The sequence below is a fragment of the Pelotomaculum propionicicum genome, from assembly GCF_048984525.1.
In the GTDB taxonomy this organism is placed as follows: domain Bacteria; phylum Bacillota; class Desulfotomaculia; order Desulfotomaculales; family Pelotomaculaceae; genus Syntrophopropionicum; species Syntrophopropionicum propionicicum_A.
The window spans coordinates 113,278-137,127 of sequence record NZ_JBMGJC010000005.1; the positions used below are offsets into that span (position 1 = coordinate 113,278).

Consider the following 23,850-nt stretch of genomic DNA (forward strand, 5'->3'; position numbering starts at 1 on the left):
ATTAATTCTAATAAAAATGTCTTATTCCTGTTAATGGCTCCAAAACTTGCTAATTTTGTGCAAGATATTACGTCGCGCGGTAATTTTCCCTGGCTTTGAGCCGGTGCACCATGGCCAGTATCTGTGCCACCGCCTGGTAAATCTCAATCGGTATTTCCTGGCCTATTTCAACTGTGTGGTATAGAAACTGCGCTGTTTCTTTATCTTCCACCAGGGGGACTTTGTTGTCCCTGGCTATATCTCTTATTCTTTCCGCCAGCCAGTCCGCGCCTTTGGCCACAACGACCGGGGCGGACATCTCACCCTGCCGGTACTTCAACGCCACTGCCAGGTGGGTAGGGTTTGTCACCACCACAGTTGCCTGCGGCACCTCGGTGATTATTTTGTTCATGGACATGCTGCGGCGCATCTCACGCTGTCTGGCCTTGATATGCGGGTCCCCTTCCGACTGCCTGAATTCCTCTTTTACCTCCTGCTTGCTCATCATCAGGCTTTTCTTATAATCGTAACGCTGGTACATGTAATCAAGCACTGCCAGTGCGAAATAAGCCAGCGCCCCCCACCAGGCCACGGTAATAATAAAACCGATTATGGTTTTGTACAGCCCTTCGGGAGACAGGTTAAAGACCAGCATTAAGTCGCCGAGGTTGGCCTTGATCAGGTAATATGTTATGCCACCGATGATTATAAATTTTAAGACGGACTTTAAAAGCTCCACCAGGCTGCGGGTGGAAAACATCTTCTGCAGGCCTGACATAGGGTTCAGGATATCCAACCTTGGTTTTAACACCTCGGTTGTGAACAGGAACCCGACCTGGGCCAGGTTGGAAGCCACAGCTACCAGAAGAGCCACCACGAAAAACGGCGCGATCAAGCTAAGTGAAAACAGTGCCGCGTTGTTTAGAATAGGCAGCAGGCTTTTCTCGGTAACCCGGACCTCGGCCGCACTGCTGAAATAGTATGTAAAATATCGCTGCAAATCCAGCAGAAACTGGTCTTGAATTGTGTAAAGCAGCGCTACCATCGCGAGAAGAATCAACGCCCCCGTTAAGTCGGTGCTCCTGGCAACCTGCCCTTTTCGCCGCGATTCCTGCAAACGCCGCGGCGTTGCCTGTTCAGTTCTTTCCTGCGCGCTGCCGGCCATATTTTATAACTGCACTTTCATCAATGTATATAAATCTTTTTCAATGGTGTTGAACAAAAAACGGAGCATAGTCCCCAGCAGGGGGATTAAAAAACTAAGTGTCAGCAGACCAACGGCGATCTTGATCGGAAACCCGGTTAAGAAGACGTTTATCTGCGGCGCGGTGCGGGCCAAAAAACCCAATGTCAGGTCAGACATTAACAGGACCGCCAGTATCGGCGCGCTGACCTTCAGGGCAATAATAAAGGTACCGGAAAATATTTTCAAAAGCGTGTAAATGACGCCGCCGTTAAAAGAAGCCGCGCTGATCGGCACTATCTGGTAACTGCCGGCCAGTCCCATGATTAACGAATAGTGGCCGTCTATCAAAAACCAGAACACCAGCGCCAGAAGATAAAGGTACTGGGCAAGCAGCGTGTTTTGCATATTGTTAACCGGATCAACCAGGCTGGCCATGGAATAGCCTATCTGGTAATCGATATACTGCCCCGCCATCCTGATACTGTTCAGGATTATCGTCACGGCGAGGCCCATCAACAGCCCGAAAGCGGTCTCGCTCACCACGGCCAGCCCGAAACCCCAGGCGTCTCCCGGCACATTAACCTGGGCATCGAGCGCCACCAGCGGATACGTTACCACAGCCAGGGCCATTGAGAAACCGATTTTGAAAATGGCGGGTATGCCGCCAAATGAAAGAAGCGGTCCGGACATCATGAAGGCCAGAGCCCTTAATAAAACCAAAAAGAAAATTGACAGCTGGTTTAAATCGGGCAATTTTGCTCCCCCGTCAGCGTACTAAATTTGGGATCTGGGTGTACAAGTTAGTAGTGTAAGTTATAGCGCTGTTTAACAGCCAGGACCCAAGCACAATTATTACTAAAAAAACCCCAACAATTTTCGGGACCATGTTCAACATCTGGTCCTGTATCTGGGTCGTGGCCTGCAGGATGCTGATTACCAGCCCTATTAAAAGGGCTACCCCCATGGCAGGGCCGGCGAGTATCAGCACCATAAAAAGAGCGTCCCGGGCCAGGTTAATAACATAGGTCTGGGTCAACCCTCTTCCTCCCCTATCTAAAGCTCTCAACAAGAGACTTAACAACCAGGTACCAGCCGTCTACCATGACAAAGAGAAGCAGTTTAAACGGCAGCGCTATCATTATCGGCGGCAGCATAAACATACCCATGGACATCAGGATGCTGGCCACCACCATGTCTATTACCAGGAAAGGAATAAAAAGCAGGAACCCTATCTCAAACGCGGTTTTTAACTCACTTATAACAAACGAAGGAATGACCACATGCATCGGGATATCTTCGGGTTTTTCCGGCCTCTCGATTTTGGCCAGGTTAATGAATAAAGCGAGATCCTTTTCCCTGGTCTGCCGCAGCATAAAATCTGACAATGGTCTCGCTCCTAACTGCTGGGCCTCCTCCTGGCTGATCTCGTTTCTTAAATAAGGTTGGACCGCCTGCTCGTTAACCTGTTTGTAAGTAGGCGCCATAATAAAAATTGTGAGAAAGAGAGTCAGACCCACAATGATCTGGTTGGCCGGCGCCGTCGGCACTCCCAGGGCGGTGCGCAGCAGGGACAAAACAATGACAATCCGCGTAAAAGAAGTCATCATGATCAGGAAGGCGGGCGCCAGGGACAAAAGAGTCAAAAGCACCAGCAGCTTTACGCTGTCAACCACCTCTTCGGGACTGTCGGTAGGCTGGATGTTTATATCCAAAGCCGGCAGGGGTGCAGCGCCAGCGTCCCGGGTCAACAAAAAAAACAGGGTTACAGCCAGCAAAATTACCGGGAACTTAACCTTCAATTTTTTTTCCATCCTTATCATCATTGACCGTCCTGCTGGTCAACTTCACCGCTACAGACCTTTTTATATTTGAAGCCTGCCCGGCCAGCTTTTGCAGCGTTGAAACAATCATTTCACCTGGCGTGCCGGGCGCCTTTATTTCCCCAAGCCCGCCGTCAGGCGGCTTTTTCAGGTCATAATCCCTGATTGGCTGCGGCGTTAATTCCACAATGTCCGCAATTTTAATCTCATCCGGTTCGGGCAGTTCACCCAGTTCTTTAACCAGGGTAATAGAGTTTTCCTGGTGGGCGAGAAGGTAATATACGCCTCCCATTGTAACAAGGCTCAGAGTCGATTTAGGCCCCAGGGGAAGCTGTTCGACCAGTTTCATCCTGCGCTGCCCGGAAGCTGTTACATATCGCCTGGCCAAACCGTACTTTAAAACCAGGTAGATCAACCCCAGCACGAGGGGCAGGGTCACCAGCATACGCACCATGGCCCAGACCAGATCGCTGCTCATGTCAATCCCTCGGTCAGTTTTAAATGATAAGAATGGTTGACTGAAACTATCCTTACACCAAAAGAATCGTTTATAACAACGACTTCACCTCTGGCAAAGCGCTGCTGATTCATAATCACTACCACTTCATCGCCAACGGCCTTGTCCAATTTAATTACTGAACCCTGGGCCAGGCCCAGCACTTCCTTAACTTTAAGGCTGGCCTGGCCGAGTTCCGCGCTTATTTCAATCTGGACATCTTCCAGGTGGGACATGCTGGTTGAAACCAAATTAATCCCTTTTACCGGCTCCAGAGAGGGAAACTTCACTTTTTTTATACCGGACTCACCAGTGTTCCTGCGGGATAGAAAAGATTTAATTTCATCTTCGGTCAACACAGACTGTCCCTCCTGAGATGTTTCTTGGTCCGTCCATTTACGAGGCGCAAAATATTACAGATAAATTGTACTGAACTGTTTGCTTTACTGAACCAGAAAATCAGTGAAATACACGCCTGTTATTTCACCTGAATCAAGGTTATTGTTGACTTCTTCCATAATGCTCAATTTCAATGCCTGGGCTGAGTTCGCGGCACTGACTTCCGTGTATGTCTTGCTGCGCAGGGTCGTGATAATAGCGTCCGAAACCGTATGCTTTTTCTTCTTCAATTCTTCGGCCAGCTTCTTGTCCTTGGGGTACTCAATTACTATCTTCACCCTGAGATAGTGGCTGCCGCCGCTTCCGCTGAGGTTCACCACAACTTCGCCCATATCCAGGCTTTCACTTTCCCCCGCGGCCACCTTTTTCTTGGCTTCTCCCGCCTCACCGGCCGGCTTGTGGAAATACCAATAAGCGCCGCCGGCCGATCCGGCCAGGATAATCAGCACGACCATGATTATCAGCCAGGTCTTTTTCTTTTTCGGCTTGGTTTTCGCACCCGCTTTTTCGCCATCGTCAGCGGATAAATTGGCTTTCGGCAAGATTCCACCTGCTTTTTCTAAATTTAGTTTTTATTAAAATTAACGCTTGACATTGAGCAGTTCTTCCAGCATTTCATCCGACGTGGTTATAGTCCTGGCGTTAGCCTGGTAGCCCCGCTGGGTGATGATCATATTGGTAAATTCCTCGGTCAGGTCGACATTGGACATCTCCAGGTAGCAGGAGTTGATGGTCCCGTAACCACCAGCGCCTGGAACACCTACAACAGGAACCCCGCTGGCCGCGCTCTCACGGAACAGGTTTTGTCCCACGCGCTCCAACCCTTCCTGGTTGGGAAACATGGCCAGGCCTATAATGACTGGAGCCAAATTAGCTCCGGCAAGATCAGTGCCCGTGATGACCCCGGCCTGGGATATGTTCAGAGTCGCGACCCCGTCTGTGCCAAGGTTTATAGGCTCGCCATTATCATCCAGCAGGCAATAACCGTTTGAATTGACCAGGTTTCCAACGTCGTCTATATAGAATATCCCTTCCCTGGTGAAGTATTGAGTTGTACCGCCGTCCTGGGAAACCGCAAACCAGCCGTTGCCCTGGATAGCCAGGTCGAGGGTCCTGCCGGTGGACTGCATGTTTCCTTGTCCCATGTTGCTGGTGATACTGGAAACCGACATGCCCAGACCTACCTGGGAGGGGTTTATGCCTCCCAGTGCGCTGGCTGTCCCGGCGCTGGCGGAACGTATCAGTTGATAAAGAGTATCCTGGAAATTAGCCCTTCCGCTTTTAAAACCTGATGTATTGACGTTAGCTATGTTATTTCCTATGACGTCCATGCGGATCTGGTGGTTTTTCATGCCCGAAACGCCGGAGTAAAGAGATCTGATCATTTTTTATCCTCCTTTTTTGTTGGGCCGCCTCAGTCGTTCGGCGGCCGCGCAGCCTCCTTTCGGGCCGGCTGCAATTTCAGATGTCGGTTGTCGGAAGTCAGTAGTCGGACTTCCGGGTATTCCTTATAGGTCTTAGTCTTATTTAATTATTACGGCGCTGTCGATGTTGGTAAAAACATGTTCCTGCGAAGATTTACCGTCCATGGCGGTCACTACTGTTTTGTTGCGCACGCTGGTTACCAGCGCCAGGTCGCCGTAAATTATCAACGATTCCCGTGCCCCCTTGGCCTCGGCCTGCTTTACGGCCCTGTCTATTTTAGCCAGGTCCTCGCCGGCCAGGACTATGTTGCGTTCCTTCAGGCGCTTCTCCGCGTGTGCCGAAAATTTCAGCCCCCCGCTTTTACCAAGCTCCTTCTGCAGCGCTTTTTGGAAGGCGTCCTCGTTTGCCTTAGCGACTGAAGCCCTTCCCCCGGCTTTAGAGTCCGGCAGCGGCGGTCTTATTGGTAATATTGAATTGATATCCTTCTGCATATCTCACCACCCCAGGCTATAAATTATATCCACTTACTTGTCAAGCAGTTGTTCAAGAAGAGTTATAATTTGTTCTAAATTAAGGTTCACTTGAGACGTTTTACCGTCAAGCTGCTGGAGCTGTTCCAAACTGCCGCCCGCTGACTCATCCGCTTCGATCAGGGTTATACTGTCTATGTCATAGCTATTACCGTCAACAAACACTTTTACATTGTCAGAGCCAACTACCACTTTTTCAACCGTTCCTGTTACCATTCCGTCTTCTGACTCGATTTCAACCTGTTTGCCTATTAAAGTTGACGCCTGCATCATGTCCTGGCAGTGCCTCAACTGCTGCACACCTTCGTTCAGGTTGGTCAGCTGTTCCAGGCTGCTGAACGTGGCCAGCTGGGCGATAAACTGACTTGTATCCTGGGGGTTCATCGGGTCTTGATTTTTTAACTGTTCCACAAGAAGCCTTAAAAAAGCCTCTTTATCAAGCGATTTGGTAACCGCCCTGGCCTGTCCGCTGGGCAGGCTGTACTCGTCAGTGGCTGAATTAACCTGCATTTTATTCACCTCTTTTTTAAATTAGATAATTTATACCTGATAAACCATTATCCAGCCTGTAATAATTGTCAGGCTCCATCTTTGACTGCGGGAAATTACCTCCGGAGTGCTTGTCCGGGAAAAACTCAGGCTGCCTGTTTCCAAATTCCGCCTGGCTGCCGTCGCCGCCTCTGTTTTCATCACCCACGAATACAAATGCCTGGTTCAAAGTCAGCTCCTGCTGGCCGAGGCTCTCCCTCAGCTGCCCGATGGCGCCCTCCAAAATTTCCTTGACATGGTCGCTTCCGGTATAAAAGTGGGCGTTCAGTTCACCGTTGCTGTAAGATAACTTAATCGTGAGCTTGCCCAGGTTTTCCGGCTCTAGTTGGAGCTGGATCTGTGTCGGTTCACCCCTGCGGGTCTCGTATATATGCTTAATTTCCCGGACCACCACATCTTTCAGGTCCGGCAGCGACACAGCCTTGAGGTTTTTGGAGGATCCCGGCAGGTTGCCCGTGGCATTTATTTGCGCCGGATCCGGCTGGAACGCGTCACCCGGTGAATTATTGAACCCTCCGCTTTCATTTTTAGCTTCTCCAGCCGGGGCTGCCCCGCCGGCTTCCATTGTGCCCGCAGGCATAACATTTACTTTTCCCTCTGCCCTTGCAGCTTCAAACGCACCACGTTCCTGTCCGTTTTCAGCCGCAATGTTTGTTTTGGCTGCGGCGGCCTGTGCGTTTGAGCCAGGTGTTATCATACCTGCGGCTGCTTTATCAGGGGCTGGTTTTTCAGGGCTGCTTCCTAAACCGGGAGGTGCTGCCCAGACAGTATCTCCCTCTGCATTAATATTAATATTTTTCACAGACGGAACGGTTTCAGTTTTTTCCTGTCCGGCGCCTGGCTCTGCCGCTCCGGCAAACAGCGGCGACCTGCCGGCAGCTTCAATTGATAACGGCCCTTTTGCCGGGCTGGCCGGTATGACAGGATTCTCACGGGTCTCAGAGTTTTCCGACTGCTTCAGCACCGGTTCAGCACTGATACCAGGTACAGGGGAAGGATTTTTATTGTTCTGGACCATTGGCCCCGGCGGCTGTTGGACTTCCTCAACATTAACAACCTGCGCCTGAATCCGGGCTGCGTCCACAGCATCTACTGCCGGCGTCGCCCCGGGAGGAAAGCCCTGTTGCGGCGCTATGCCTGCCGCCTTCTGCGAATTAATGTTTTCCCCGGACGGAAAGGCAACATCTTCAGAGTATACGGTTCCTTCTGCAATTACGTTTTGGGCGGGCGGTGAGTCGCCGGAATTTGGCATCAGCAGTGCCATCACAGCGGCCATGGCCATGTCAAAACCGTCTGAGCCGGCCTGGCTTCCAGGAGCTTTTGCGCCTCCTTTTGCAGGAATAGCTGCTTCACCAACAATTGTTATTTCCATAATTCACCTCCTCTCAGTGTTTTTCTATGGAAGGGAGGTCACCCTCCGGTTTCCCGACTGGCGCTGCTGGCTGCAAGATGTCCTATTTTCCAGCACGAAAATGGCTGTACAGGGCCATTTCATCCACTAATTTTTGCTCTCTTGCTTCTTCTGCGCGCCTGTAATTGTCAAGGTGTTTATCCTTGAGCTTTTCTATTACCTGGCGGTCCTGCCTGGCCTGAACAGCCTTTTTGCGGCGCTCTTCCACCGCCACAGCCGCCTTGCCGACGTCTTCCGCCTGCGTGATAATTTTCTCACTCAGTGATTCCCGGTAAAAGGAAAGTTGCATTTCCTCAAAAACGTCGATACCAACGCGTTCATGGGCAGCCAGTGACTGCTCCAGGCGATTTTTTGTATTCTCAAGGACGGCCAGGCGCATGTTGTGTTCGCTGTGGGCCATGTATAGAGCTTGCTCAGCCGCCTCTTCCTTTGCCTGGCGCTGCCGCAGGACCGGCTCGAGATGAAATTTAAACCTGGCTATTGCCGGTCACTCCTTTACCTGCAATTGCTTTTAGTATTTCCAATGTCTGACTGTAATCAGTGTGCTCATGCAGGTCCTGTTTCAGGAAATCAACTATCTTGTGGTATGAGGCAATAGCCTCGTCAACACGCGGGTTTGACCCCCCCACATAAGCGCCGATATTGATCAGGTCTTCCGCCTGCTTGTAGGCAGCCAGCAAGTCACGCAGCTTCCCGGCCATCTCCTGGTGTTCCTTCGCAGTAATATCGGGCATCAGACGGCTCACGCTGTTCAGTATGTCCACCGCCGGAAAGTGGTTGGCCGCTGCCAGGGAACGGGACAGTATTATATGCCCGTCAAGTATTCCCCTGACCGCATCGGAAATCGGTTCGTTGAAATCATCGCCGTCAACCAGCACTGTAAAAAAAGCGGTTATAGAACCGTTATGCGACATGCCGGGCCGCTCCAGAAGCCTGGGCAGCAGCGCGAATACCGACGGGGTGTACCCCTTGGTGGCCGGCGGCTCTCCGATGGCCAGCCCTACTTCACGCTGGGCCATGGCAAACCTGGTCACAGAGTCCATCATCAGGAGCACATCTTTGCCCTGGTCACGGAAGTACTCAGCAATCGCACACGCCACAAAAGCGCCTTTCAAACGCACCAGGGCCGGCTGCTCCGACGTCGCCACCACCACTACAGACCTGGCTAATCCCTCAGGTCCGAGGTCTTCTTCGATAAAGTCCAGGACCTCGCGCCCTCTCTCTCCAATCAGGCCGATAACATTTACATCAGCGCTGCTGTATCTTGAAATCATTCCGAGCAGAGTGCTTTTACCCACACCGCTGCCCGCGAAAATGCCAATCCTCTGGCCCATGCCGCATGTAAGAAGGGCATCGACGCTGCGCACCCCGGTCGACATTACATCGGTAATCCGCCTCCTCATAAGCGGGTTCGGCGGGCGGTTATTAACAGGGTACTCTGCAAAATCACCGTCTAAAGGACCATGGGCGTCCATCGGCTCACCCAGGCCGTTCAAGACCCTGCCGAGGAGCTTGTCTCCGACCATGACATTAAAAGATTTACCGGTGGGAATAACATCGCATCCCTGGTAAATGCCCCTGAGTTCACCCAGGGGCATCAGCAGTGAACTGCCGTCCCGAAAGCCAACCACCTCGGCCCGGATCGGCTCAGACTCACCCGGCACCATAATCTCACAAACTTCACCGATAGGCGCGTTAATTCCGTGCACTTCCACGGTAAGTCCGATCACACGCGACACCTGGCCGGTGACCTTGAGCAGCCTGGCCTTTTTCAGGCGGTTACGCCACTGGGAAAGATCTATAAGGGCGCCCTCCAAATTCATCACCTTTTAATAGAAAGTTCGTAAAATTTATTAATATTATTGAGACTTTAAAATTAAATATTTAAACAAAATTTTAATCTTTGCCGTAAAGAGCTTTGAGCAGGGCCTCGCGCCTTGTTTCCATGGTGGCGTCCACCGTCCCCTGTTCGGTTTCAACCCTGCAGCCTCCCAACTGGACGGCGCTGTCAGAAACAACCTGAAACTGCCCCCTGGCGGGGAGAAGGCTTTTCAATTCGCCCATCCTTCTTTCGACCAGTACCAGTTCATCGGGATTTACATATAAAACCACGTTAAGCCTGTCAGCAACCAGGCGCAGTGATTCAGCCGCGACACTTAAAACCACTTCCCTGTCCAGGGTCAGCTGAGCCGAAATCAGCCTTTCGGCGATATCACGGGCAAGTTCTATGATCTCCCCCTCAAGAGATTCCATTGTGCTGCGGCGGTACTTTTCCGCCTGGGCCAGCACATCGGCGGCTTGGGACCTGATGGCGGAAGCCTCTTCTTCCGCTTTCGCCATTCCTTCCCTATAACCCTTATCGTAGCCTTCCCGGCTTCCCTGCTGGAAACCGTCACGGTGGGCCTGCTTTTTAATCCGCTCGCTGTCGAGTTGGGCCTGGTATATAATTTCGTCCGCCGTGTCCCCTGCCCGTTTGACCGTTTCCTCCGCCTGGGCCAGCGCCCAGACCTGAAGATTTTCACCGGCGTTGGTAGTCACATTGACTTCACTCTTTATCTTGGACAGTTGTTCCAGCGCTTTTAAGGGCAGTACCTGCGTGATTTCCTCATGTACATCCGCGCTCTTGATTATTTTAAACGATGATGACATCCTCGCCACCTCGCGATATTACTATTTCTCCACTCTCATCCAGTTTGCGGATAATAGTTACTACTTTCTGCTGCGCCTTTTCAACTTCTTTCAGGCGCACCGGTCCCATAAATTCAATTTCCTCTTTAATCATTTCAGCCGCGCGCTTGGACATATTCTTATAAATCCTGGCGTTGACTTCCTCATTGGCGCCCCGCATTGCAAGCGTCAAATCCTTTGAATTAACCTCCTTGAGTACCCTCTGGATAAAGTTATCCGGCAGTTGGATCAGGTCCTCAAATACAAACATGCGCCTTTTAACTTCTTCCGCCAGCACCGGGTCCTCTCTCTCCAGACCTTCCAGTATAACTTTCTCCGCGCTCCGGCCGACCCGGTTAAGTATGTCGACCAGTGACTGCACTCCGCCCACAACGGTCTGGTCCTGCTGTACCACCGATGAAAGCTTCCGCTCCAGCAATGTTTCCACATCGCGGACAATGTCAGGAGTGAAGCGGTCAATAATAGCTATGCGCCTGGAAATTTCACTCTGCAGCTCAGGCGGCAGCATTCCGAGAATAGTTGCCGCCTGTTCGGGTGTAAGGTGGGCAAGGATCAAAGCAATAGTCTGGGGGTGCTCTTCCCTGATAAAGTTATAGATCTGCTTGGCATCAGTCTTGCGCAGGGAACTGAACGGGATCGCTTTCATATCGATAGTGAGCTTATTCAGTATCTCTGTGGCCTTCTGGTGGCCGACAGCCTTTTCCAGGACCTCTTTCGCGTAGTTTAAACCGCCGTGCGACAGGTAATCCCGCGCCCGCTGCAGTTCCATAAACTCGTCGATTACCGCGTTTCTCACCTCGACCGGGATTTTGATCATGTTGGAAATTTCGTGGGTGATCTGCTCTATATCATTTTGATTAAAATCGATCTTCAGCACCCGGGAAGACAGGTCGGAACCCAATGCAATCAAGAGTATTGCCGCTTTTTGGACCCCTGTAAGCTTTGTCAGCTGCATTGTCATCCCTCCCTATTCCTTTATCCAGACTTTCAAAAGCTCAGCTATGTCTTCCGGCTTTTCTTTCGCCATATCCCTGACCTTTTGCTGTTTGTCGTCCCTATAAACAGGGACTTCTTCCACTTCCATCTCTTTAAGCGGAATCAGCGGTTGTTCATCGTCGTCAACCCGCTGCGCTATGCGCCGCCGCATAGCTATGAATCCTACTACAACCAGGATTACAGCCAAAATAATGCCGCCGATGGTGGCGTAGGTAATAATATTCTCTCTTAACTTGGCCGCTGTTTCAGCCTGCGTCATCTCGTCCTCGACTTTTTTCTGGTAAGTGTCGTCAAAGACCATATTGGAGACGTTTATCTGATCTCCCCGGCTCTGGTCGAAACCTATAGCCGCGGCAACCACGTCTTTAACTTTCTGAGTGTCCACAGGGCCGTCAGCTTCACTGACCACCACGGACGCGGACAGGCGGCGCACACTCCCCGGGGCGTTAACTATAGTTTCCTGAACGGTGCTGACCTGGTAGTTGGTTTCAATTTCTTCCTTGGTGTAACTACTTGAACCGCTTCCCTCCATAAAAGGGGTGGTCGTTACATTGGAATCTGTGCCGGGCGCCCCCCCGGTCTCGCTTCCTGATCCGCTTTCCTTAATACTATGTTCGCTGAGTTTCAGGTTTTGCGGGTTGGTTGAGGTCGTGCTGGTTGTTTGCTGTTGGTTAAAGTCCAGGTCAGCGGTAACCATTGCTACAGCTTTATCCTGGCCTAAAATCCGGGCGAGCATCTGCTGCACCCTTCTTTCCAGCTCTTTTTCATATTCTCTCTGGGCTTTTTGCTGATCTTGCGCAGTCCTGGTCATAACTGCTTTAGGATCGCTTGTATTCAGGTTATCGCTTAAGACATTGCCTTCCGTATCGATAATATGTACATTTTCCGGCTTCAGCCCTTCCAGGCTGCCGACTAAAATGTCGCAGACGCCCTGGACCTGTTCATCCTTTAAGCGGACGGCCGGTTTAAGCTTTAGAGCAACTGAAGCTGAGGCGTTGCCCTGGTCAGTGTTTACAAAAACGCTTTTTTGAGGTATTACCAGGTGCACCCTGGCCTGCTCAACACCCTCAATCTGGACAAGAGTCCTTCTCAATTCCTCCTGGAGCGCCCTCTGGTATCCCACCTGCTGCTCAAAATCAGTCTGGCCGAACTTGCTCTGGTCAAAAAGCTCGAAACCCATCCCCCCGCCGAGCGCTCCACTGCTCGCCAGCTGTATCCTCGTCTCATACACCTGGGCTTCAGGAACCTTGATTGTTTTGCCCTGATCGGCAATCTCGTACGGGACCTTCATGGATTTAAGCTCTTCTACAATAGCCCCGGCGTCTTTGGGATCCAGCCCTGTTAGCAGGGGAGCATAGGCAGGTCTGAGCGCCAGTTGTACAATAAAAAATAATGAAACAACAATCCCTACTGTGACCAGGGTGGCAATTATTTTTTGAGTTTGGGTAAGAGCCTGCCATCTTTCTTTTAACCTGGCCAGGAGTTCAGCCGGGGTCAATTCAAACCACCTCTATACCTGCATTCTTGAAATTTCCTGGTAAGCCTCGATGACCTTATTTCTCACTTCCACAGCCAGCTGCATGGATAATTTAGCTTCCTGCATGGCGATGGTAACCTGGTGGATATCCTGGACTTCACCGGTCAGGAGCTCGAGAGAAAGATTGTCAGCTTTCACCTGTGTATCATTTAGTCTCTTTAAAGCGCTGCTTAATACTTCTGAAAAAGAACCTTCCCCGCCCGCCCCCTGGTTATCACCGGACTTCTCGGGCAGAAGCGGGAAATTCTGACCAATCAAAGATATCTCCATTTAACAAACCTCCTTAATTGGGGACACCCCTCCATTTAACGACAAAAGCGTGTCAAGAGAACCGTCCCCTTGACACGGTTCCCTGACACGTGGCTTCTACCGCCCGATTTCCAATGCTTTTAAGGCGATATCTTTCGCTGCGTTCAAAGCGGTGACATTTGCCTCATAGGCCCTGGTGGCGGAAATCATGTTAACCATTTCATTCACTATGTTAATGTTAGGATAAGCAACGTAACCTTTTTCGTCAGCATAGGGATGGGTAGGTTCGTAGACCATGCGCGGCTCGTTTTGGTCCTCTACGATCTTTGTCACATGAACCCCCGCCCCCTTATACCTGAAACGCAGGACACCGCTTCCCCCCGCCTGTTCCAGCATCTGGGCAAAGATCGGGACTTTCCTGCTGTAGGGAGGATTGGCCGGGTCATTGGGCCTGCCCGCGCTGTTCATGTTAGCTATGTTGTTAGCCGTTATGTCCAGCCTGAGCTTTTCAGCCGTCAGTCCGGAAGCGCTTATTGAAAAAGAATCAAATACACCCATTTTTACCTACCTCCGGTTATAACGTAGCTCAGCAGTGAGATGCGTTCACTCAGCTCTCTGGCTGTGGCCTGGTATTCAATACTGTTTGCGGCAAGGTTAGTCATTTCCTCGTCAATGTCAACATTGTTACCGTCCTTACGCATTGATGTAGTCCTGTTGATCTGTATCTCCGGCCTCAGTTCAGCCAGGCGGGGCGCCGCCCCGTAATGCCTGGGATCCGAGGTGATTAAATTGATGGAATCCCGCCCCAGGGCTTTTTTGAGTATGCTTTCAAAATTTATCGTCGATTTCTTGAAATTAGGCGTATTAACGTTGGCTATGTTGTTTGCAATAACCCTCTGCCGCAGGGACTCCGCGTCAAGTCCCTTCTTTAAACCTACAAACACCTGGCTGGAGAACAATTCCATATAATCACCCCTGTCAAATAAATTGTAAAACCAAGCCATATAGAAAGGGCTTGGTTTTATTACTCAATCCCGGCAACTCAGCCGCCCTGGCCAATCAATCAATTAAAAATTAAAATATTGGCTTTAGGCCCGTAGCTTTGCGCCCCTCCCTTTCGGGAAGTTTGCCCTTTCCGACAGAAATATTTAATTATAAAGGTACATATTTCCTTATTTTCAGTAAATTCATTCTACAATAAATACTATAATCCTGCAACAAAAAAGATTTTTTGTGAAATTTTTTCAAAAATATTTGACTTAAATTTTAATTTTATTAAGAAGTCTCTTTAACAGTAAAAACCAAGCCTAATTATAGGGCTCGGTTATTTTTATAATTAACATGCTTACTTTTTTATTAATCATATATATGTCGCGCTAAATATTTATCTTAAGTTTTAAAAAATTTTGGGTTATAGAAGCAATTTATATAAACTCATCGAATATGACACCCAGCAATTTTTTCACATGGGCCGCGAATTTCAAGGCGCGTTCGGAAGGTATTTCCCGGATCACAGAATTATCTCTCTTATCTATAACTTTCACCGAAACTTGCCCGCTTTCCTTGTGAATCGCAAACTTCAACTCTGTTCTGTAGGCCCCTATAGTATTATTAATCTGTCCTATCGCTTCTTCCAACTTCTTTTCAAGATCATCTCCTGCTTCCTGCTGAGCCAGGGATGATACATTTTCTTTCTTAGCATCAGGTATGGATTCTTTTTCTTCTGGCAGAGGTTTTAATTTCATATCCTGCTGTATTGGTGTGAAGCTTTTATCAAGACTCAAGATACTCACCTATATCACCACCTGTTATTTTCTATTATCTATAAAACAACCATCCCTTTGGACAGGAGTGCCACGATAAGCTTGGACCGATCCTTTTCTTTGATTTAGAGATTTGATCTTTCCTTTTAAACTTTCAAACTCACCACTTACCATCTTGAGGTTTTGGTCCTCCAGCTTGCGGATTTTTACCGCAAGTAATTTCGCTCTTTCACCTAGTATGCGGATCACTTCCAAATTTTCCTCATATATTTTATTCGCTTCCTCCCCTCCTGATTTTTCAGTACTGTTTGAGACATTTTCTTCCAGTGGCAGAAGTTCGGCATTGATCTCATTTATAGTATTTATAAATTCCTGTTTCTTATCAATTATTACTAAGAGATCATCGATTTTTTCCGGAATCAGATATTGAGACTGTTCCAAAGTAGTTTTGTATATTTCTTCCATCAGCTTTATCTTCTGCTTTTTTAGTTCATAAATTTTTTTAAGCAATTTGTTTGAATATCCTCCTGTTTACTTACTGACCGCACGCTATTAGCGGTTTTGCAATCTTTACTGCTTCCCGCCAGGTATCACGCAGGTCTACAACTAACCCCAGCGCCTCGCCCAGGATATACTTGTCCTTTTTCATATTTGCTTCAAATAAACGCCGGTTGATATATTCATACAGTGAGGAAAGGTTGCCTGATATTTCATATTCCATATTCAGTGTTTCACTTAGATGAGTAATAATTTCCTGAGCTTTTAAAATTGCATTATGGACATCCTGGATTTTTCCTTCCTCGAGGTGCTTGATACCCTGTTTTATAAATTTTACCGCACCGTCATACAGAATCAGGGTCAGTTCACCTTTACCCGCGCTGATAACGGAATTCTGCTTGTACTGTTGATATGGGTTGCAATTATACATGTTGGCCCTCCACTGTGTTTTTTGCTATGAACCACTGCTGAGCATACCATAAAGCCATGAACTTTGCTGGTTCATTCTACTTAAAGCGGTCTCCAGTGCGGAGAACTGCGTGTAATACCGTTCTTCAATCTTCTCCAGCCGGTCATCCCAGATAGTAATCTGTTCTTCATACTCATCTATTTCTTTCCCCAGGTAACTGTTGTCCACCGCACTGAAGGAACTGTCGGAACCGGCCTTGCTGATGAGCTTATCTATTCCATTGTTTAAATCATCATACAGCCTTACCGCCAGCCCTTCTTCGCTGTCAACATCAGAAGCATTGGTAAAGAGGTCCATCACAGCTTCGGGATTATCGCCAATTGCTTCCATCAGCTTATCCTCATCTATGTACAGTTTCCCTCTTTCAGTGTAATCACCGGTGGTTATGCCTATACTGGCCAGAGTGCTGTAGTCTGAGTCTACTCCTGAGACAATGGAACCGAGAGCGCTGCGCATGTCGGTAAGGATACCGCTTACAATAAGGTCATTCCGCAGCAGGCCGGTTTTTGCAATCTCTTCCCAATCTTCTTCCTGATCGTCTGTTAATTCCTCCCGCTCATCATCGGTCAGAGGCCGGTAGTTTTTGTCCCTGTCTTCCGTTATTTTGCTATTGATTTCCTCTATGGTTGTATTGTAAAGTTCCACAAATGTTTTAATGGACTCATAAATCCCGTCAGTGTCGCTGGATATATTGACATATGCCGTCTCGGTGGTCGACGTGCCGGTCAGGGTATAGCTGACCCCGGCTATGGTAAACTGGTTGCTCGACTGGGTCAACGCCGTACCGTTCAGCTCAAAGGCGGCGTCATTCCCGTAGACCGCGGCAAAAGGATCGGCTCCCAAATTTAAGGCTCCAAACAATTCACTGGCGTTGGAAACATTCTCAAAATCAATTGCCGCCTCGGCGCCTGTTTCATTGGATGAGATAAACATACGGTTCAGCGTTTCATCATAAAATGCGGTAATCCCCGCGTCGGCATTATTAATTTTTCCGACCATACTGTTAATTGTGTCAGTGCTTGGATCAATGCTTATCTCCGCGCTGCCGTTAACAGTAAACACTATCGGGTCGGTGCTTGCCAGGCCTAACTGCTCCTGTAGATTTGTCCCGCTTGAATTAAAAGTCACCTCAGCGCTGCTGTTCAACCTGGCGTTGCCGGCCAGGGCGGTGACCTTGACCGTATTGCCGCCGGCCAGCGCATTATTGGAGGCGCTCACCTTCACTATTCCTTCATTGGAGGAAGAAGCGTCTTTAGCCTGGAAAGTTCTCTGGAGCTTCATCGAGAAAACACTATCGCGCAGGGTGCGCATCGCGTTATTAACTTCCCGGTAATCGCTTCTCTTCCATTCAGTGAGGGTTTTATTCTGCTTAATTTTGTCCTGTTTTAAGCGCTGGACCTTCATTAAATCAGAAACAATTGAGTCAATATCAAGACCCGATCCTGACAGGCCAAAATACCTGTTGACTCCGCTGATCGACATCTCTTTCCTTCCTTTCATGAAAAAATGTTTACAAATGAAGAATAATTATTTTAAAGCTTAAACGGCCAGGTCAATTTGCTGGACCGTTCCGGCCAGGCCGCTTTCGTAAAGGAAAACTCCGGAATTTCTCACCACACCGTCCAGGTTGTTCTCCTCGTCTTTTATTTCAAACGGCGTGCCTGTGCTGCCCAGAAATATAGCTCCGACACCCTTCTGCCCCAGGGCAAACAGAACGTCCTTCCCCTCCGAATCCTTCGTCCAGATGCGAAGCCTGCTGTATATGGAGTCGGCTTCATCAATCCAACCGTTGCCGTCCTCGTCATACTGCGCCAGCTCAGCAAAGCCATCACCGCTGCCAGGACCGAAAAGCTCGCCGCCGTTATTGATCTGGCCGTCCTCGTTGATATCCAGGGCCAGGAAACCGCTGTCCGGCCCCACAAAGGATATTTGATCTTCCAGACCGTCACAATCTATATCAAAACTGTACTTGGTGTCAGTCAGCTCAGGCGCGTTCCCGTTAAGATTTATTACCAGCGGGTCTATAGCCGCGTCTCCGGCCCTTATATTAATATCCAAACGGCTGGCAAATTCATGGCTCATTTTTAAGTTAACTGAAAAGTCTATCTCCCGGCCGTCAGCTGTCCTGACAATACCCTGAGCCGCAAAAGACATCTTTTCCTGTTCATAATATGATTCGTGGTAGTTATATTCCAGGCCCCAGCCCTGCCGCCCCTGCGCTGGAGTGCTGCTCACTGAAGCCTGGCCGGCTGCAGGTGAATTTCCTTCGTTTATTTTCAGCTTCACCATCATACGAAACTTTATTTTCTTGCCGGTCAGAGCTTCGATCATTTTTTGCACAACCATGATTTTCTGTTTGTCTTCCTCGGAGAGCTCAAACGATAACGAATTGTCGGTCTCAGTAACTCCTGAAAAGGCCTTCCCTTGAGCTGAAATGTCATTGGACTGCTCTGACATCTTAGCTAAAAACTCCTTGGCCTGATCGGACAACTCGACAGTATCCGTCTGTTCGTTTCCAGTGTTTCCAACCAGCTGCCCCTGCCCCTCAAAGTCAGGCCTTTCATTTCCTGTCCAATATTTTAAAGACTCTTCTCTTGTATAACTCTTATACATGACGCTGGCGCCAGTCATATGAACGGACGAATTTGAGACTATCACAAGAATCCCTTCCTTTTATCTTTTTCTTTGGGTTTTAACTAAATATCGGCAGTAAAAAAAATTTTTTCATCGGACAAAAGTCCTGTTTTTATTAAATCCTTTATTTCATCAGAGAATAACTGCTTTTAACCTCATTAATGCAGGTATTATTTGTGATATGACAGTCACCGTTAGATAAGTGACTTTACACGGCTCTAAAATTTTTCTTCCTTTATTATATTGTTTTCCCTCCTTGTGACTGCTTCCTGAACACTGCGCCAATTAAAACATTATTAGTTTCCAGGCAGTTTTTACACTGCCAATGATTAATCCTCTCATCTACTGTAATTGAAAATAACAGTTAAGTTTTATATTGATAATAACGACATGTCTTATAAACGCGTATTAGACCATGGTCCTCTTAAGAGGGCCGCATTGATTTAAAAAATGAGGTGGCTTATAATGGTCTAAAAGTGCGGTTTTACCAGGAAATCATTTTTATTAACACTTATGGAGGTTTTCGCCATGGACCATGAGAAAAACATTTTCACTTTCCCGGCCGGTCTGCCTGGCCTGCCGTTGGAGCTGAACCGTTACGCCCTGATCGCTCTTTCGGAAGAATCGCCTTTCTTTTTCCTTCATTCACTACAGGAACAGGATGTTGGTTTTGTCCTGATCAACCCCTTCGCTTTCTTCCCGGATTATGAATTCGACCTGACCGCGGAGGAATCCGAAGCTCTGGACATCAAAAAGGCCGATCAGCAAATAGCTGTCTTCTGCATTGTCAACGCCAGCCAGGGTTTGAAAAAAGCTACTATCAACCTCTTAGCACCGCTGATGCTGAACACTGCTACCGGCGCGGCACGCCAGGTAGTACTGAACGATAAACGTTACAGCATCCGCCACCCCCTGCCACAGCCCGTTGATCAAGCTGCCGGGGAGGTTAAATAAATGCTGGTACTAACTAGAAAAAAAGGGCAGTCAATAAATATAGGCGACAACATCACCATAATTGTTAAAGAAGTAAACGGTGATACCATACGCATCGGCATTGAAGCGCCTGCGGAGATAGCCGTGTACAGGAGCGAAATCTACCAGGCTATTCAAAAGGAAAACCGGGAGGCACTGGCTTCCAGGAACTTGTTGGCCGAGATAAAAGCCATGTCACCACCAAATGGAGAACCGAAAAAATAATAATGCTCTAAAGTTAACCCTCCTTGAATAAAAACTTTTCTAAATGAGGGCCTCGCTCAAGGGGTAGCCAAAAGTCGAAAATTTTCATTACCCCCTAAACTTTCTTCAGCGCCTGCCGATATATATTGCAGGGAGCGATGCTCCGTTCGGCCGGCGGAACACGTGCCCTAAAATAAAATTGACCGCCAGGGAAGGCGGTTAGAAAATTCAAGGAGGAAGAAAATCCATGATTATTAACCACAACATTTCAGCGCTAAACACCTACCGGCAGTTGAGCACCAACAACACTGCCTCGGCAAAATCACTTGAAAAACTGTCATCCGGTCTGCGCATCAACCGCGCCGGAGACGACGCGGCAGGACTGGCGATATCCGAGAAGATGAGGGGGCAGATCAGGGGCCTTGATCAGGCTACCAGAAACTCTCAGGACGCCATATCTCTGATCCAAACCGCTGAAGGCGCGCTGAACGAAACTCACTCCATCCTGCAGAGAATGAGAGAACTTGCGGTCCAGGCTTCAAGCGACACCAATACCGGCGAGGACAGGGTGCAAATCGGTGAAGAGATTACCCAGTTAAAGAGCGAGATCGACAGGATTGCAAGTCAAACCGAATTCAACACTAAGAAGCTCTTAAACGGGTCAGCCACCGGTCTTTTATTCCAGATCGGCGCCAATAGCGGGCAAACCATTTCCCTGACAATATCCGCAATGGGAGCTTCTGATTTAACCCTTGACACCGTAACGATTGTTTCGGCTACAACTGCTTCAGAAGCCTCGGCTATGATTACTACAATCGACGATGCCATCAATACAGTTTCCTCTGCAAGGTCCAATCTCGGCGCCGTTCAAAACAGGCTTGAGCACACCATCAATAACCTTGGCACTTCTTCCGAAAACCTGTCCGCCGCCGAGTCACGGATCAGGGACGTTGATATGGCCAAGGAAATGATGTCGTATACCAAGAACAGCATCCTGCAGCAGGCTGCCACAGCGATGCTGGCGCAGGCAAACCAGCAGCCACAGAACGTGCTGCAACTCTTACAATAATACTTTTAGGAAAAATTAAAGATGATGATAATAATAAAGAGGCCCTTCGGCCTCTTTATTTTATCAAGCATATTAAAGCGGGTGATGTGCATGTGTAATAAAAATTACGAAGTTGTTCAAAGCAGAGACGGTAAAAATGTTTTACATATCACTGAAAAAGAAAGGTCAGTTTACCTTGGAAGCAGATACAATACCGGCAGGGATATCCAGCTCTTTCTGGATTCAACTGGTGATATTGGCAGTGAAGATGTAATTATAATATTTGGGCTTGCTTGTGGAGAGCATTTATACGAATTGTCAAAGAAATTAGGAGATAAAAATAAAGTTGTAGTTTTTGAGCCCGACTATAATATAATTAATCTTTTTCAAAATTTAGAGATTGCCAAGTCCATAATCAACGACGGCAGGTTTATAATATATAATTTCAAAAAGGAGCAAGTTCTGGAAACAATTTTTTGCCGCCATATTTCCGATTACCAGCTTTCCGGTATAATTTTTTCTTATTATGCTAACTACGATCAGGTCTATCCCGATCATTTCTTGGATTTTATCAGTCAATTCAAGGATTTTTTAAGACACTTAAGTATCAACAGGAATACAAATCTTGTATTTTCAAAAATGTGGTTTGATTCTTTCTTGAGAAATATTAGAATTATGAGCACGAGCATACCGGTGGATGAGCTTAAGGATAAATACCGGAACAAACCGGCAATTATTGTTTCCGCCGGACCCTCATTAAAAAAGAATATCCACCTGTTGAAAGAAGCACAGGATAAATTTATAATTATTGCCGGCGGCAGGACATTAAAAACTTTAATTGATATCGGGGTTAAACCTCATTTTGTTTGTGTGGTTGATCCGGGGGAAATAAACATGCGGCTTCTGGGCGAGAACCTTGACTGCAGTACCCCTCTTGTGTTTTACGAGGGATCAAACCCTGACGTTGCAGAAAAGTATAAAGGCCCTAAAATATACTTCACCGCCAATTATTTTGCCGGTGACTTTATTCAGACTACTAAAGTGAGACTTAACCTGGGTGGCTCAGTGGCTCACACCAGCTTCGGCCTGGCCATGCATCTGGGCTGCGACAAAGTGCTCTTTATCGGGCAGGATTTTGCTTTTCCGGATGATAAGATGCACGCCGAAAATGTGCTGGCTAAAAATGAAGATAATAAAATAGACGGTAAAAGAGTTCTTTATGTTGACGATATTTATGGAAATAAAGTTAAGACCGACATAGTATTTGATATGTTCAGGAAAACAATGGAAAATTTGATTAGGATGCATCCAGGCCGCCAATACATCAATTCCACAGAAGGCGGTGCTGATATCAGGGGAACAACAGTTATGCCACTGGCAGAAGCCTTAGCTAAATATTCAGGCAGTGGTATAGAGCATTATTGTTGTACCTCAAGTTTAATAGATGATAACTACAAGATAACCCAGAAAATACTAGACGTCCTGGAAGAATTAACAAATATAAAAAGCGAATGCCGGGAAGGAGTTAAGCTGGCTGATAAGCTTTCCAGAGCCTTTGATCACGGTTTGGGGAAGGAAATAAAAAGGATTAACAGGAAACTGGATAAAATAGACGATAAAATGAAAGAGGTTTTTGTAAAATCAGGATTTGTAAACTTTATCCTTTACCCGGTCACCCAGGTAGTCCTGGGCAGCAGGGAATTTGTGATTAACAAGGACGACACCGAGGCTGTCAGAGGACGGAAAATTATAAATAGAACAAAAAAATTATATGAAGAGATAAACAAAAAATTAGATGAAGCAATCGCTATTATTGAAAAAAATTTGAACAAACCGGAGGAAAAATATGTGTCCTAATAATAAGTTAATTAATGAAACAGATGACCTGTCGGTGACTTTAAGTGATTACCTGTATAAATTAATTCCCGCTATAAAAAAATGTGCGGGACATTACCAGTCAGGACAAATAAATGAAGGGTCAAACCTTTTGCTCAATATGATCGAGGGTCTGCATTGGGTTGTTAGTGTCATGGCGAAAACCGGGCTTCAGGATTATAACATCGGTGAAATAAATCTTAAATTAAATGAAGTAGTTGAAGCTTTTGAAAACAAAGATTTTATTTTAGTGGGAGACCTGCTGGAATACGAGATTCTTCCGGTAATGGAGGCTTTTTTACATAAACTGCCCGAATCATATAATTGAGTAAAAACAGGAGCTTTAAATGAAAACTGTTATTATTGTCCAGGCCCGCATGACTTCAACCAGGCTGCCGGGCAAAGTTTTAAAACCAGTCCTGGGCAAACCCCTTTTAAGCTACCAAATTGAGCGCCTGCGCAACGTTAAGCTGGCTGATGAATTGGTTATCGCCACCACAACCAATGAGACTGACCAGCCTTTAATTGATCTGTGTACAAGCCTCAATGTCCCCTATTTTCGCGGCTCCGAAGATGATGTGCTGGCACGTTATTATGGAGCTGCCATGGCTTATAGAGCTGATACCGTGGTACGCTTAACCTCCGACTGTCCTGTCATTGATCCCGGGGTGGTTGACAAAATTATAAATTATTATAACGTCCACCTGCCACTTTATAACTATGTGTCCAATACCCTGAAGAGAAGTTTTCCCCGCGGCATGGATACTGAAGTTTTTTCCGTAAATGTCCTCAAAGAAATATTTTTTGAGGCCACGGCGCCCGCTGATCGGGAGCATGTCACACCTTTTATATACAAAAATCCGGGACGTTATAAACTGGCTAATGTACTGTGCGAATACGATGAAAGCCGTCATCGCTGGACAGTGGACACCATGGAAGATTATGAGTTAATAAAGAGGATTATCGAAGCGCTATATCCCCAAAATCCAAATTACATATTGGATGACATATTAAAACTCTTCGAGAAAAATCCCGACTGGTTCTTGATCAACTCTCTTGTTGAACAGAAACATATTCTTTAACAATCCGGCGCATTTTTATTATTCAATATTATGGAGCAAA

30 protein-coding genes and 1 riboswitch are annotated in these 23,850 nt (G+C 47.6%); of the genes, 6 read left to right on the forward strand and 24 right to left on the reverse strand.

Annotated elements, in window-relative coordinates; genetic code table 11:
• Positions 1-67: 67 nt before the first annotated feature.
• The 24 genes from flhB to ACOBQJ_RS07205 all read right to left on the reverse strand — a co-directional run bounded on the left by flhB (position 68) and on the right by ACOBQJ_RS07205 (position 18,626).
• Complete coding sequence (gene flhB / locus ACOBQJ_RS07090; protein WP_421071043.1) at positions 68-1,144, reverse strand: flagellar biosynthesis protein FlhB; 1,077 nt, start codon at positions 1,142-1,144, stop codon at positions 68-70.
• A gap of 3 nt (positions 1,145-1,147) precedes the next feature.
• Positions 1,148-1,918, reverse strand: a complete 771-nt coding sequence (gene fliR / locus ACOBQJ_RS07095) for a flagellar biosynthetic protein FliR (protein ID WP_421071044.1) — start codon at positions 1,916-1,918, stop codon at positions 1,148-1,150.
• Positions 1,919-1,931: 13 nt separating this feature from the next.
• Positions 1,932-2,201 (reverse strand): flagellar biosynthetic protein FliQ, encoded by a 270-nt coding sequence (locus ACOBQJ_RS07100; RefSeq protein WP_421071045.1) that lies wholly within the window; start codon positions 2,199-2,201, stop codon positions 1,932-1,934.
• Positions 2,202-2,214: 13 nt separating this feature from the next.
• Entirely contained in the window at positions 2,215-2,976 is a 762-nt protein-coding gene (gene fliP / locus ACOBQJ_RS07105) for a flagellar type III secretion system pore protein FliP (protein WP_421071174.1), read from the reverse strand.
• Positions 2,954-3,463, reverse strand: a complete 510-nt coding sequence (locus ACOBQJ_RS07110) for a FliO/MopB family protein (protein WP_421071046.1) — start codon at positions 3,461-3,463, stop codon at positions 2,954-2,956. The genes fliP and ACOBQJ_RS07110 overlap by 23 nt, the downstream gene beginning before the upstream one ends.
• Complete coding sequence (locus tag ACOBQJ_RS07115) at positions 3,460-3,840, reverse strand: FliM/FliN family flagellar motor switch protein (protein WP_421071047.1); 381 nt, start codon at positions 3,838-3,840, stop codon at positions 3,460-3,462. Before ACOBQJ_RS07115 ends, ACOBQJ_RS07110 begins: the two co-directional genes overlap by 4 nt.
• A gap of 84 nt (positions 3,841-3,924) precedes the next feature.
• A complete protein-coding gene (locus ACOBQJ_RS07120; protein WP_421071048.1) occupies positions 3,925-4,422 on the reverse strand; it encodes a flagellar basal body-associated FliL family protein in 498 nt (165 codons plus the stop codon).
• A 39-nt stretch (positions 4,423-4,461) separates the two neighbouring features.
• Positions 4,462-5,265, reverse strand: coding sequence for a flagellar hook-basal body complex protein (locus ACOBQJ_RS07125; RefSeq protein ID WP_421071049.1), 804 nt, complete (start codon positions 5,263-5,265; stop codon positions 4,462-4,464).
• Positions 5,266-5,403: 138 nt separating this feature from the next.
• Positions 5,404-5,796, reverse strand: coding sequence for a TIGR02530 family flagellar biosynthesis protein (locus tag ACOBQJ_RS07130; RefSeq protein WP_421071050.1), 393 nt, complete (start codon positions 5,794-5,796; stop codon positions 5,404-5,406).
• 33 nt (positions 5,797-5,829) lie between these two features.
• The gene (locus ACOBQJ_RS07135; RefSeq protein ID WP_421071051.1) at positions 5,830-6,345 is read right to left on the reverse strand and encodes a flagellar hook capping FlgD N-terminal domain-containing protein; all 516 of its coding nucleotides are present in this window, start codon (positions 6,343-6,345) and stop codon (positions 5,830-5,832) included.
• A gap of 16 nt (positions 6,346-6,361) precedes the next feature.
• Entirely contained in the window at positions 6,362-7,756 is a 1,395-nt protein-coding gene (locus ACOBQJ_RS07140; protein WP_421071052.1) for a flagellar hook-length control protein FliK, read from the reverse strand.
• An 82-nt stretch (positions 7,757-7,838) separates the two neighbouring features.
• Positions 7,839-8,276: a flagellar export protein FliJ gene (fliJ, locus tag ACOBQJ_RS07145; RefSeq protein WP_421071175.1), complete on the reverse strand. Its 438-nt coding sequence runs from the start codon at positions 8,274-8,276 to the stop codon at positions 7,839-7,841.
• Positions 8,263-9,618: a flagellar protein export ATPase FliI gene (gene fliI, locus ACOBQJ_RS07150; RefSeq protein WP_421071176.1), complete on the reverse strand. Its 1,356-nt coding sequence runs from the start codon at positions 9,616-9,618 to the stop codon at positions 8,263-8,265. Before fliI ends, fliJ begins: the two co-directional genes overlap by 14 nt.
• Before the next feature lie 73 nt (positions 9,619-9,691).
• Entirely contained in the window at positions 9,692-10,444 is a 753-nt protein-coding gene (locus ACOBQJ_RS07155; RefSeq protein WP_421071053.1) for a FliH/SctL family protein, read from the reverse strand.
• The gene (fliG, locus tag ACOBQJ_RS07160; protein WP_421071054.1) at positions 10,428-11,438 is read right to left on the reverse strand and encodes a flagellar motor switch protein FliG; all 1,011 of its coding nucleotides are present in this window, start codon (positions 11,436-11,438) and stop codon (positions 10,428-10,430) included. Before fliG ends, ACOBQJ_RS07155 begins: the two co-directional genes overlap by 17 nt.
• Positions 11,439-11,450: 12 nt before the next feature.
• The gene (gene fliF, locus ACOBQJ_RS07165; RefSeq protein WP_421071055.1) at positions 11,451-12,977 is read right to left on the reverse strand and encodes a flagellar basal-body MS-ring/collar protein FliF; all 1,527 of its coding nucleotides are present in this window, start codon (positions 12,975-12,977) and stop codon (positions 11,451-11,453) included.
• A 12-nt stretch (positions 12,978-12,989) separates the two neighbouring features.
• Positions 12,990-13,286, reverse strand: a complete 297-nt coding sequence (gene fliE / locus ACOBQJ_RS07170; RefSeq protein WP_421071056.1) for a flagellar hook-basal body complex protein FliE — start codon at positions 13,284-13,286, stop codon at positions 12,990-12,992.
• Positions 13,287-13,382: 96 nt separating this feature from the next.
• Positions 13,383-13,823, reverse strand: coding sequence for a flagellar basal body rod protein FlgC (flgC, locus tag ACOBQJ_RS07175; protein WP_421071057.1), 441 nt, complete (start codon positions 13,821-13,823; stop codon positions 13,383-13,385).
• 2 nt (positions 13,824-13,825) lie between these two features.
• Positions 13,826-14,230 (reverse strand): flagellar basal body rod protein FlgB, encoded by a 405-nt coding sequence (gene flgB, locus ACOBQJ_RS07180; RefSeq protein WP_421071058.1) that lies wholly within the window; start codon positions 14,228-14,230, stop codon positions 13,826-13,828.
• Positions 14,231-14,298: 68 nt separating this feature from the next.
• Positions 14,299-14,406, reverse strand: a riboswitch (cyclic di-GMP riboswitch).
• A gap of 283 nt (positions 14,407-14,689) precedes the next feature.
• Entirely contained in the window at positions 14,690-15,058 is a 369-nt protein-coding gene (locus ACOBQJ_RS07185) for a flagellar protein FlaG (protein WP_421071059.1), read from the reverse strand.
• Between the two features lie 15 nt (positions 15,059-15,073).
• The gene (gene flgN / locus ACOBQJ_RS07190) at positions 15,074-15,538 is read right to left on the reverse strand and encodes a flagellar export chaperone FlgN (RefSeq protein ID WP_421071060.1); all 465 of its coding nucleotides are present in this window, start codon (positions 15,536-15,538) and stop codon (positions 15,074-15,076) included.
• 25 nt (positions 15,539-15,563) lie between these two features.
• Positions 15,564-15,956, reverse strand: a complete 393-nt coding sequence (gene fliS / locus ACOBQJ_RS07195) for a flagellar export chaperone FliS (protein ID WP_421071061.1) — start codon at positions 15,954-15,956, stop codon at positions 15,564-15,566.
• Positions 15,957-15,980: 24 nt separating this feature from the next.
• Positions 15,981-17,477, reverse strand: coding sequence for a flagellar filament capping protein FliD (fliD, locus tag ACOBQJ_RS07200; RefSeq protein WP_421071062.1), 1,497 nt, complete (start codon positions 17,475-17,477; stop codon positions 15,981-15,983).
• Between the two features lie 57 nt (positions 17,478-17,534).
• Positions 17,535-18,626, reverse strand: a complete 1,092-nt coding sequence (locus ACOBQJ_RS07205; protein WP_421071063.1) for a hypothetical protein — start codon at positions 18,624-18,626, stop codon at positions 17,535-17,537.
• A 531-nt stretch (positions 18,627-19,157) separates the two neighbouring features.
• On the opposite strand from ACOBQJ_RS07205, the gene ACOBQJ_RS07210 reads away from it, so the two are divergent.
• The 6 genes from ACOBQJ_RS07210 to ACOBQJ_RS07235 all read left to right on the forward strand — a co-directional run bounded on the left by ACOBQJ_RS07210 (position 19,158) and on the right by ACOBQJ_RS07235 (position 23,810).
• Positions 19,158-19,583: a flagellar assembly protein FliW gene (locus ACOBQJ_RS07210; RefSeq protein WP_421071064.1), complete on the forward strand. Its 426-nt coding sequence runs from the start codon at positions 19,158-19,160 to the stop codon at positions 19,581-19,583.
• A complete protein-coding gene (gene csrA, locus ACOBQJ_RS07215; RefSeq protein WP_421071065.1) occupies positions 19,584-19,826 on the forward strand; it encodes a carbon storage regulator CsrA in 243 nt (80 codons plus the stop codon).
• 226 nt (positions 19,827-20,052) lie between these two features.
• Entirely contained in the window at positions 20,053-20,874 is an 822-nt protein-coding gene (gene hag / locus ACOBQJ_RS07220; RefSeq protein WP_421071066.1) for a flagellin Hag, read from the forward strand.
• 90 nt (positions 20,875-20,964) lie between these two features.
• On the forward strand, positions 20,965-22,710 hold the full coding sequence (locus ACOBQJ_RS07225; protein WP_421071067.1) for a motility associated factor glycosyltransferase family protein: 1,746 nt from the start codon (positions 20,965-20,967) through the stop codon (positions 22,708-22,710).
• Complete coding sequence (locus ACOBQJ_RS07230) at positions 22,700-23,056, forward strand: hypothetical protein (RefSeq protein WP_421071068.1); 357 nt, start codon at positions 22,700-22,702, stop codon at positions 23,054-23,056. The genes ACOBQJ_RS07225 and ACOBQJ_RS07230 overlap by 11 nt, the downstream gene beginning before the upstream one ends.
• A gap of 19 nt (positions 23,057-23,075) precedes the next feature.
• Positions 23,076-23,810, forward strand: coding sequence for a cytidylyltransferase domain-containing protein (locus ACOBQJ_RS07235; protein ID WP_421071069.1), 735 nt, complete (start codon positions 23,076-23,078; stop codon positions 23,808-23,810).
• Positions 23,811-23,850 lie beyond the last annotated feature (40 nt).